Annotated in this window: 5 protein-coding genes; 2 read left to right on the forward strand and 3 right to left on the reverse strand. The window is 67.5% G+C overall.

The window, feature by feature from the left end; genetic code table 11:
• Positions 1 to 169: 169 nt before the first annotated feature.
• The 3 genes from DQ353_RS11110 to DQ353_RS11120 all read right to left on the reverse strand — a co-directional run bounded on the left by DQ353_RS11110 (position 170) and on the right by DQ353_RS11120 (position 6,973).
• Positions 170 to 1,084, reverse strand: a complete 915-nt coding sequence (locus DQ353_RS11110) for a hypothetical protein (protein ID WP_113762825.1) — start codon at positions 1,082 to 1,084, stop codon at positions 170 to 172.
• On the reverse strand, positions 1,084 to 6,534 hold the full coding sequence (locus DQ353_RS11115; protein WP_113762826.1) for a DUF6531 domain-containing protein: 5,451 nt from the start codon (positions 6,532 to 6,534) through the stop codon (positions 1,084 to 1,086). The genes DQ353_RS11110 and DQ353_RS11115 overlap by 1 nt, the downstream gene beginning before the upstream one ends.
• A 157-nt stretch (positions 6,535 to 6,691) precedes the next feature.
• On the reverse strand, positions 6,692 to 6,973 hold the full coding sequence (locus DQ353_RS11120; RefSeq protein ID WP_071214649.1) for a pyrophosphorylase: 282 nt from the start codon (positions 6,971 to 6,973) through the stop codon (positions 6,692 to 6,694).
• A 260-nt stretch (positions 6,974 to 7,233) separates the two neighbouring features.
• Here DQ353_RS11120 and DQ353_RS11125 point away from each other — a divergent pair, with 260 nt between their 5' ends.
• Positions 7,234 to 10,305 carry a hypothetical protein gene (locus DQ353_RS11125; protein ID WP_181578346.1) on the forward strand — a complete coding sequence of 1,024 codons (3,072 nt, stop codon included), beginning with the start codon at positions 7,234 to 7,236 and terminating at the stop codon, positions 10,303 to 10,305.
• A complete protein-coding gene (locus DQ353_RS11130) occupies positions 10,302 to 11,636 on the forward strand; it encodes a type 1 periplasmic-binding domain-containing protein (RefSeq protein ID WP_113762827.1) in 1,335 nt (444 codons plus the stop codon). Before DQ353_RS11125 ends, DQ353_RS11130 begins: the two co-directional genes overlap by 4 nt.
• The last annotated feature ends 12 nt before the right edge of the window (positions 11,637 to 11,648 follow it).

Raw genomic sequence — 11,648 nt, forward strand, 5'->3', positions numbered from 1 at the left:
CCACTGGCCACGTACTGCTTTCTCGAATTGCGAAAGTTCCGCCCCAAGAGCAGCGAACTCTTTGCCATCGGGCGCAGCCACAGGCCGACGGCTGTCCGATGCCTCCCTCAAGCCAAGGTCCAGCTTCCTGGCCAGCCCGGGCTCCGATCCCAGCGGCCTTCACGCCGGGTCAGCTCAGTTCATCTTGGGGGTATAGAGACTGCCACCGATGGACCGAGGCAAACTGGTCGTCCGCGATGCCGTTGATGATGATGCTCGCGAAGTCCCGATCGAGCAAGTCGCCGATCAGCTTGTGGGCTTCGTTCGGTCCAGGGGCCCAACCCGAGGGGCACCTTTTCAGCACCGTCCATTCCGGAACCGACGCACGAATTGGCGTGAATTCGATTTCCACCATCTGCTCTGAGCTCTCGCCCACCCAGCGCGCCCTCACCCGCGGGACAGGAAGAAGCTCGGACCACGAGCTCACACCATCCGCTTCAGGCACCAGAGCCCATAAGGAAGCGATTTCATTCTCCGCAACCCCAAACCGCCGCACCATTCGATCCAGCGCGACCGCATACCTGCGCGGAACCGACAAATTCTGGTCGATCGACGCCGAGACAAGTCGCCCCATGGCAGGACCGGCAAGACCCTGGCCAAGAAGCGAATACACGTCCGATACCCTCGACTCGCCCAGAAGGCGGCTGAACCACTCGGCCACCCATTGGCACTGCATGAGGTCGGAACGCGCCGCGTCATCCGATTCCGGCCAAAGGGGTTCGGCGTCGTCTCCATCCAAACCGCGCCAAGGCCCATGCTCCTCGCCCTTGGCACGCATGGCCCACAAGGGCCAACGCCTGCCCGCCGCGCGATCGGCTGCCGCGACAATCCTGGACGCATCCTGGGCATCAATCAGGTTCGATGACCCCAACTTGCTTCCGGGTTCCCGCTTCACGCTCATGACATCTGCGGGAAACCGCGTCCGCAGACGGAACGCGGGAATGGACGCACCCCGTGGAACGGCCTCCACCTCATACACGGCCGCAGATGAACGATGCATATCCGGGATGAAAATCTTCCGGACACGAAACCTTGGATTATTCATTACTGAATCTTTCCACCTAGAAGATTGGCCAAGTTGACGGGCCGCTGAGTATCCTGGACATACTTTGGGTAGCCGCTTACGGACTCGAGCTCCATGTTGTAATACACGCTCGGGGCCGGACCCGACTCCCCAATATCTACGATCGTTTTTCCTTGTCTAATCTGCCCATTGATCCAAACCTTGTTGAACGCTAAATCAACCTTCTCCGTGAACGCTTCACTGGTGCGATCTTTAAAGAAATTATGTATGCGCTGTGGCGTGGCGTTGTAGTAACCATAATCATGGGAATCCGCATACGGTATTACGCGTCCTCCCATCCAGCGACCCATGACAATGGTGTCGGCCTTGGGGCGCGTCGTCAGGGGCGCCAGGAGTCGTCCCGTTATCTTATGACCGACGCCTGCTCCTGCGCCTCCCATGGCTCCACCGCTAACTAGACCCATTGCGGAGGCGCCAAGGAACCCCGTCGCCGTATGCGGCCCCGGTCCGGTGGCATAGGTGTAAGCGTTTCCGGTGCCACCGGAAGCCGCGCCCGAGGCTATGCCTTCCCCTACGGCAGCCTTGATCCCGGTTACTCCGGTAGCCCCAAGACGCCCCGCCATGGCCAGACCGCCCAATCCTCCGGCCAACCCCATGACAGCGGTTTGGCCCCAGTTGACGTCACCCGTCGTGGCTTTTTGGATGATCACGTCGGCCCCGGCACCGATGAGCATCATTCCCGCTGGTCCACCCACACCGGTTGCCATGAGGACCCCACCTGCCACCACCATGGCGCCACCAGCGACATACTCCCAGTTATCTGCCCACCAGTCGCCGGCGGCGGCCAGGGCGCCATTGTTGCCGTCGCGGTACGCCTGCAGCTCCGCCTCGGTCACGGCCTGCAAACCGAGCGGATCGATCGCATGCAACGGGTCGTTGCCGGCAAAAGAATACGGGTTTCCGGCCCAGCCCGAGCCCACCACCGGATCCAGCGGATCAACCGACAGGAACCCATGCGTCAGTGGGTCATAGGCGCGGGCACCGAACCAGTCCAGCCCCGCCACCTGCAATCCGCCGGAAGCGCCCACGGCCAACCCCGGCGGAATACCCGGGAGGGCATCCGCTGCCGTGCCCCACGGGCTGCCCGTCTGCGTCGGGTGCGCACTGCGCCATCCGGCCGAGAGCATCGTGTCGCCGACGGCTGTCACGCCACCGGGCAGGGCCACCACGGCCTGGTCGCCCACTGTCATCAAGCGGGGAGCAACCTCCGCCGAGTCCCACCACACCTCGGTGCCATCAACTTCTGCCAGCTCGCCGAGGGCGTCAACCCACAACTCGCTGCGGGACGTATCCCCGGCTGAATCCGCCGTGGCCACGGCATCCAGCCAGCCCGCGGGGGACCATTCGAAGGACCGCACAGAACCATCGGGGCCCACGGCCTCGGTCCGGCGGCCCAAACCGTCGTACGCATAGGTGGTGGCTCCGGCATTGTCGGTGCGGGAACGCAACTGGCCCGCAGCGTCATAGGCGAGCTCCGCGCCGAGCCCTTCAACGGATTCCACGACCAGCCGGCCGGAAAGGTCGTAGCGCCACTCGGACACCACTCCATCCCCGCGCACCGAACGTTCCAACTGGCACGCCGCATCGTAGAAGAACCGGGTTTCGGTGCCGTCGGCCAGGATCGCGGCAATGCGTCCGTCGGCGTCGCGGCGAATGAAGGTCTCGGTCACCCCGTCGACGGTGGTCGTCGTGTGGCGCACCACCGCGCCCTCGGCGTAGTCCCAGTTTTGGACCGCGTCGCTGGCGACCGCGCCGACCATCCGCCCGGCGGCATCCCGCTCATAGGCAATCCGGCCAAAGACCGGATGCTCTACGACAACCACGCGCCCGGCGGCGTCGTGGCCGAACTCGGTGCGTGTTCCTTGCGGGTCCACCATGGCCGTGCGGTTGCCATCCGCGTCGTATTCCCACGACGGACCGTCCCCGTTGCGCAGCCGCTGGATGAGCTGTCCTCGTCGGTTGAAGCGCAGCAACTGTTCCACCGCGGCCCCGCCTTCCCGGGTGTGGTCGGTGATCCGCACGGTCCTGGAGCGTGCATCGCGGCTGACCTGCATCAGCTGCTGCCCGTCCACGCCCAGGGAGATCTGGCGGCCGGCGGCGTCGTAGCGCCATTCGGTGCGCCGCCCCTCCGGGTCGCACTGCCACAGCTGGCGCCCGGCCGGGTCGAACCCCGCTGTCGTGCTCCGGCCCAGCGGATCGATCTCGGCAACGACCTGGTCGGCTTCGTTGTAGCTTCGTCGCGTGGTGGCGCCCAGCGGATCTGTGACTGCGGTCAGGCGGCCGCGCGCATCGTACTCGTAGCGGGTCTTGCCGCCCAGTCCGTTGACGGCCTCGACCAATTGGCCCGCCGCATCGTAGCGGAATTTGCGCCGCCCGAACGAGGAATCGACGGCCCTGACCATCCTCCCGGCCAGGTCGTACTCGAAGCGCGAGGTGCCGCGGCCCGGGGTGTAGCGGGAGGCAACCCTGCCGACAGCGTCGTATTCCAGGCGCTCGGTTTCCCCTCCGGGGAAGACGCGGGCGACGACGCGGGAGTCGGCGTCGTATTCCAGGGTGGTGCGCACACCGGTCGGGTCGACGCTCGCGGCCGGGCGGCCCGCGGCGTCGTACTCGAAGCTCGTGACGGCCCCGCCCGGGGAACGGTGCTCGATGACGCGGCCGGCGGCGTCGCGGCGCAGCAGGGTCAACCCGCCCTCGGCGTCGACCAGTTCAACCGGGCGGCCGCACGCGTCATAAGTGACCAACTCGGTGCTGCCGTCGGCGCGCTCGGTGGCCACGGGCCGGCCGAACTCGTCGCAGCGCACGCTGCTGCGTTCGAAGGCGTCCTGCACGGTGACTGTTCCGGATGCCACGTCGGCCGAGATCTGCTGGCGCACGCCGGTCGGGTCCACCACCACGGCGAGCTCGCCGTTCTTGTTGTATTCGCGGGACCAGGGTTGCCCTGCCGGATCGGTGACCTGCGTCAGGCGCGAGAGCGCGTCGTGGGCAAAGCCCCAGCGGGAGCCGTCGGGCAGCTCGACGCCCGTGACCAGGCCGAAATCGTCGAAGCTGCGCGTGACGGCGCGGCCCAGCGGGTCGATGGTTTTGGCCAGCTTCCCGTGGGGGCCGTAATGCATCTCGGTGCGGGCGCCGAGCGGGTCGGTGACAACCGCCAGGGCTCCGCCGGGAGCGTACCCGAACTTCCACAGCGCCCCGTCCGCGTCCCGGCGGGAACTCAGCCGACCGCTTGCGTCATACAGGTAGGTGGTCCTGGCCCCGCCCGGGGACACCGCCTCGGTGACTTGGCCGGCGGCGTCGCGGTGCAGGGTGGCGGTGTTCCCGAACGCGTTGGTGATGGTGGACAGGTCCCCGTGCGCGTCATGGCCGAAGGCCAGGGTGACGCCGACCGGGTCGGTGACTTTCTCCAGCAGGCCCTCGCGCCAGTGCAACTGCGTGCGCCCGCCCTCGGGATCGATGATGAGCGAGGGGTTGCGCGAGGAGTCGTCCGCATATTCATAGTGCACGGTGGCGCCGGATTCGGTCACCACTGCCACCGGGCGGTCGGCCTCGTCGTAACCGTAGGTGATGTCGGCCCCGCTCGGGGTGAGCGTGCGGATCTTGCGGCCGCGCCGGTCGTAGGCGTGCACGGTCAGGGAGCCGTCGCGCTCGGTGGTGGAAACCAGGTTGCCGTGCCTGTCGTAGCTCATGGACTGCCGGTTGTCTTCGGCGTCGATGACGCCGACCAGCCGGCCCTTGGCATCGGCGATCCAGGCGTTGGAACGGGTCCCGTCCGCATCGGAGACCACCGTGAGGCGGCCGGGCAGGTAGGCGAAGCGGGTGACCCGGCCGAAGGCCGAGACCTGGGCCTTCACCCGTCCGTGCTCGTCGTAGGTGTTGACCGCCTCTTCGACGCCCGCGGCGTCGGTGACCGCCTCGATCAGGCCCGCGTCGTTCCAGCGGTAGCGGCGCACCCCGCCCGGCCCGGCGGCGGAGAGCAACTGCCCGTGCTCGTCGTATTCGAACTCCACGCGGCGTCCGTCGGAGGTCGCGAGCGCCGTGATCCGCTCCCCCGTGAATTCGGTGCGCACCCAGCGGCCGCGTTGGTGGGCCAGCTCGGCGATGCGGCCCTCGGCGTCCCGGCGTGCCAGCACCGCGGTGCCCGGGCCGGTGTCCGAGGACAACCAGGCCCCGGCCATCGTGAACATCCAGCGCGCGCCGGCGTTGTCGCGTACCACGAGCACCTCGGCGGATTCGGTCGCGTATTTGGCGCGTACCTCATCGCTCGGGATTTCCTTCTCCAGCCAGGAGCTTTCCCCCTCGGCCCGGTCCCAGCCCCCTCCGAGGCGGGGGAACCACAGGTGCCGTCCGTCTGCCAACACCATCCAGGCACCTTCATCCTCCAGCTCGAGGCGGGTGTCGAGCACCGAGGCCCAGCCAAGGCCAAAGGCCCCGCTCCGCTCGTCCAGGGAGTTGTAGGTCCGCGTGGCCACCAGCGCTGCCGCGGCTCCCGCGAATCCGAGGTCGACCTCGGTTTCCAGGAAGTTGCCGGTGGAGGTGTTCACCGGGTCCATCGAATACCCGGTCGTCGGCTGGGCGCCGAGGGCGAAGGCCGCGTCGATGGCGATGTCCTGGCGGGTCGCCCCGACCCCTTGGGCCGCCAGCGCCGCCATCAATGCCGAGTCGGCAAGCCGCGAAACGTTTCCTTCGCCACCGGCCGCGGCAAAGGCGTTGGCGATGGCCAAGGCCCACGCCACGTCCTGGTCGTTGGCATCGAGCCACTTGTCGAAGCCGCTGACGACCCCGTTGGCGTGCAGGGAGCCGTAGCTGCAGCGGGAGGCAAAGTCCGCCAGGTGCCCGCGCAATGCCGCGGGCCTGCCTGCAAGTTCGGTGTTCAGGTTCGCCGAACCGGTGGCGAATGACCGCAGGTCGCTGGGGCGGGCGGCCGATATGCCAGTGTTGGAGCCACCGCCGGGGGCCGGTGTCTGCCTGATCCCGGTCACGGGAGCCGAGGCCTCGATACTCACTTCCTGCGCCGGGGGCCCGACGGGCGGCTCCTCCTCGCCGAACACCCAGTCCCATCCCTTGGCCAGGAAGTTGTCCCGGCGTTCGTCCCGGCGCTGCTTCCATTCGCGGGCCATCCGGCGGCGTTCGTTTTCCTTGCTGGCTTCTTCCTTCAGCGACTTGGCGCCGGTGGCTGCCTCGCGCAGGCGTGCCGCGAGCTCGGTCGCGTCCGCGGACGCGACGCGTGCGTTGTCGGCGAAGAGCTGCGAGAAGTGTCCCTTGAACTCGGTTCCGGCCGTAGCCACCAGGGACGAGCGGGAACCTGACTGCTCCTCGATGCTCAACGCCGCAAGGTTGAACGCCGAGATCAGGGCGTCTGCCGTCCCGTTGTCGAACACAACGTCATGGTCAAAGACCCCCAGATCGGCCACTCAAAAACTCCCTCATCAGCCTGCGGAACCAGCAGGTTCCCGAACAACGACCCGAGGAACCTCAGAGGCACTCGGCTTACATGTAAAGACGAAGAACGCCCCCGCCGCCAGGGGCGGCGCCACCTTGCGGCGGCAACGGGGGCGTTCCAGAGGCTGGCTAGTTTCCGCCGCCCGCGGTGAAGATATTCGTCGAGATCTGGTTCAGTTGGCCTCGAAGCTGCTCAAGCTCGGTGCGTGCCTTGTCGAGCGCGGCCTTCGTCTCGGGCCACGTCGAACCGCGGAACTGGGAAGCCAGGGGGCCGTCCCACACGTTCGGGTCCGACAGGACCCGTCCCTGGGCATCCAACTGGCTGATTTGGTCGGTAAAGCCACCGTTGATGATCGCCTGGATCTGCTGAATGGCCGTCTTGGCCTGCTCCGTTGATAGGACACGCGACATGAAATCCTCCAAGAATCTTGGTGATGTCCCCGCGCTGATGCGCAATTCGGAGACTCGAACGAAATAACACTAACAAGATGACAAGGCTCGGCCAAGTAACGCGGGGCACATATTTCCAACATCCGCGCAAACGCGGCAAACTTGGCGCAACACGCCGGATTCACTTGTCAATGATCGGACTTGGCTGCGGCGCGGGTTTACCAATTCAGACGATGCACCCCCTATTATTCAAGAGGAATTTGAAACATGAAGGGGAACAAGTGGCAAGCACACGCCCAGCCAACAAGAACGCAGCACCACGAACATCCAGCCCGAGGCCCGTCCGTGCGGCTGGCGCGATCCTGGCAGTGGCCGCTGTGGCCTTCACCGCATCGTGCACCAACGCGCCGAACGTGGTCGGCACGCCCTCGCGCGTGCTGCAGTCGGTAAATGTGGCCCTTGCCTCCAACGGTTCGATCTCGGCGGTCAACGGGACCGCCATCTCGGTGGATGACACCACGGGCGATTCCTCCAGCGCAGACACCGTCTATGTCCCGGGCGAGGTCGCCAGCGACCTTCCCGTCCGGGTGAGCGCGCAGTACCGCACCGCGGAGAAGACCGGCACCAATCTCGAGGAGCTGGCCGGCTACACCGGCCGGATCGAGATCGGCTTGACCGTGGAAAACCTGACGGTGGCCCCGCGGGACGTGACCTTCGACGTCGCGGGCCAATCCCGCACCGAACCGGCGCTCGTGGGAGCCCCGATGACGATCGCCGCCTCCACGGCGCTCAAGGGCGTCTCCCCCGGCAACATCGTGGGCGAATCCGGCTCCGGCTCCGCCGGGACCAACGGCATCATCAGTGCCTCGCCCGAGGGCGAAGCAGTCATCCAGTGGGCAACGCTCCTGGCCCCTCCTGCCACGGGCGCCAGCACCACGCTGCGCCTGGTCGCCGACGTCACCGACTTCGCCGTCCCGGGCATCGATGTGGCCGTGCAGCCTGGCATGTCCACCGACCTCTCGGTCGACGGCGTGCTGGCCTCCGCGTTCGACACCAGCCCCACCTCCGAGCTCGCCCTGCAGCGGCGCACCATCGACCTCATCGCCGAGGTCAACGACGTGCTCAGCCGTGCCGGCTCCACCATCACGGATGTGCGCAGCAACCTGGAGAGCACCTCGAAGACCCTGGGCGTGAGCACCGCTGCACACCTGAAGGAGAGCAGCGACTCCCTGGCCGGGACCCTCAGCGGGCTCAAGGAGCAGCTCGGCTCGCTCAAGACCGATCTGGATTCCACCGTCACCGGTGCCGAGACCACGACCCTGGCGCAGCTTTCGCAGACCGTGAACACCGTCGATGACATGCTGGGCGACACCTCGGTCGCCGTGCCGCGACCCGTGATCAATGGCCAGGGATGTTCGGCAGTTGTCGCTCCGGCCGGCGAGGCCGCGACCGTTTACTCCAGCCTGGTGTTGATGTCCGCCCAGCTCGACGGCTACGCCCAATCGACCGCAGGCTGCCGCGACGAGGTGGCCACCGCCCTGCAGAAGACCGTGGGCCCGGCCCAGCCGAACACGGAGAACTGCACCGAGACATCCCTGACCTGCGCGTTCCACGCCTCTTCGATCACCGTGACCGGCGCCCTGCTGAAACTGGTTGGCCAGGGCGACGAATTGGTCGCCACCCTGAAGCCGGAGGTCATCACCGGCGCCCGGGCCCAGCACCGGAACCTCTCGGATTCCATCGAAGCGCTGTCCACCCAGGTCCAGGCGCTTGACGAAGCCTCTTCCACGGGCGAAGCCAACAAGGCCCAAGCGGCCAAGGACTCCATCGCGGCCCTGAGGGCATCGGTCAAGGACGCCTACGCCCCGCTCGATGCCGTGAACGATGAAGCCAAGGCCTTGGTCAAGGCCGAGCAGACCCGGATCGATGACATCCACAAGGAAGCACTGGCCGCGGTCAAGCTGGTCAAGGACGGGGACAGCGAGCTGAAGAACCCCTGGATCTACGAGCCGATTGAACATGACAACTCGCTTGACTCGGTGTTCGACCGGAACACCCAGATGGCGGACCGGAACGACGAACTCGCGACCGAGTTGTGCGGCCTGATCAGGACCGAAGACGAAGAAGAAGCCACCCTCGACCCGAAGGGTCTTCTGTCCGGCAGCTCCAACGACAACAAGCTTGACCGCAAGCACGTCGAAGCGCTTCGCGCGTACCTGACCGATGTGCCCTGCCCCGGCGGCGAGGCCGGCAAGTTGAAGTTCTCCAAGCAAGAACCAATGGACCAGCAGTTGTCCGACCAGGAGCAGGCGTTGACCGACCACGTCAAGGACCTCACGGTCCAGGCCGGCGAGCGGGCGGACCAGGCCAGTGACCAAGCCACTGCCTGGAAGTCCTGGGTCGGCGAACAGGCCGGCATCTGGGACGAGCGTGCCAAGGAACAGAGAGTCGCGTGGGAAGAGGTTGCCTCTGCGACCACGGACCCGGTCTCCGACGAAGACCTCCAGAAGGCCATCAAGGCTGCCAAGGCCGGCCTCGATGCGATCGGCAAGAGCGTCGACTCCCTGGAAACCAACGTCAACGGCGGCGGCAGCCTCAAGGGCTCCATTGCCGACCTGCACACGCGCATCGAGGAGGCCAAGGTGAGCCGTGATTTGATGGGCGGCGCCCTTCAATCCCTGCAGACGCAGCAGGACACCCTCGAAGGAAGCCTCAAGAAGGCCTTCGCGGACACCCAGAACGCCATGACCGATGAAGTCACCGCGCTGATCGACAGCCAGATCCGCGTGGTCTCCGCCCAGGGCGCCGCGGGCAGCGACGCAGTCGTGAAGGCCTTCGACCGCTCGGTGGCCGGCCTGTCCGCTACCGCCGCCGACGTCGAGGCCAACGCCAAGACCACGGTCGACAAGCAGCATGCTGAACTTGCCAAGCAGGACGCCAGCCTCACGGCGGCAGTCAGCAAGCAGACCGCGGCCTCGCTCGAGGGCATCGCGCGGAGCACCGGGGCCTCGACGCGGGACGTCGAGGGCGCCTCCAAGTTGTTGGCCTCCGGCCTTTCCAAGGTCATGCTCGACCTCGGCGACCGCAAGGTCAACGGCTCCGGCCTGCTCGGCTCCATGGCCACCAGCGCTGCGAAGGCCGACACGGCCGACTACCAGCTGGCGCTGGCCACCAAGAACGCCCAGGGCTACGCCAACGTGCGGGCCGAGGACGTCGCGGGGATCCTGCTGCGCCAGGCGCAGTTCAAGGCCTCGCTCGAGGCTGTGTCGGCACTGCCGACCTTCCACCTCGAGGTGCCAGCGGGCGCCGCGACCCAGACGCTGTATTCCTTCCGCCTGGGAAGCGCCAAGTGAGCCGTCTCGCAACGCGGCGCGGGCTCATCTCCGCCGGGGTTGTTGTCGTGGCAGTGGCTGCGGTCATCGCCCTGTCGGTCTTCCTGTTCCGACCGGCCGACGCCGCAATCGGCGAGCCCGTCGAGTCAGGCGTCCCGGTGGCACTGTCCGCCGCCAACCTCCCTGCCGACACCAAGATCGGCGTCGTGCTGACGCTCGGCTCCGGGACCGGCGCGGCGTGGAAGGACGCGGCCCAGGGCGCGGCGGTCGCCGCGCACCGCTTCTCCCTTTCGGGCACGCCCGTCACCCTGTCCACCGCCGATGACAGAGGCACCGCCGAAGGCGCACGCACGGCCGTGGAAAAGCTGGTTTCCGAGAACGTCGCCGGGATCGTGGTGGCCACCGACGGACCGCAGGTTCCCGACGCGCTCTCGGCCGCGGCCGACGCCGGGATCCCGGTGCTGCTTCCCTATGACGCGGGCAAGATCGAATCCGCCGGGCCCGCCTGGCGCACGGGCCCCACGCAGGCACAACTGTCCAAGGCACTGTCCTCGGCCCTGGCCGGCGCGAAGCGCCCGCTGCTCATCGACGCTGGCGGCGGGGCCCCGGATGCCGTGGACGTCTCCGCAAGCATTTCCTTCGAGCCGGGCGCCGATCCAGAGGCGCTGGCCACCGATGTCGCCCGGCGCACCGGGGTCGCGGAACCCGCAAAGGCCGACGGCACCCCGCCACGGGCCCCGGTGGCCAAGCCCGCCGACGCCATCCTGCTCACGGGCAGCCCGGCCCAACAAGCCACCGTGGTCCATGCCCTGCAATCGGCCAATGTCGCCGTCCCCCTCGTGCTGGCAGCCGGGGCCACCAGCCCCGCTTTCCCCGCCGAGCTTGCCAAGGCCGGCGGCACCGCCTCCGGGCGGCTGTCCACCGCCGGCGCGGACGCCACGGACGCCGCGGCCCTGCGCCCGGATGGTTCCGGCCGTGCCATGTCCGGATTCCTCGCCGGCCTGCGGGTCCTGGCCCAGGAGCCCGAAGCCATGAACCTTACCGGGGACGTGCCCTTCACCGGTCTCGCGCATGCCGCGGACTCGCGCAGCCACGACGCCGTGGTGGCCCTGGTCCGTGCGGTCTCCGCCGCCGGCAGCAACAATCCGGCCAACGTCGCCCAGGCCCTCGGCACCCTCGCGCTCGGCCCCGCGGACGGGATCGCCGGGGGCGCGCTGGACTTCACCCGCCCCGACGCCCTGGACGCGGAAGTAGTGGTGCTGCACCTCTCGGGCCAGGACCTGGGCCTGCGCCCGCAAGGTTCCTCCGGCGGTGCGCCGGTCTCCTGGTTCGCGCGCCCCGCCATAGACTGACCCACAGGTTCC

Source organism: Arthrobacter sp. AQ5-05 (genome assembly GCF_003287975.1).
GTDB lineage: Bacteria > Actinomycetota > Actinomycetes > Actinomycetales > Micrococcaceae > Paeniglutamicibacter.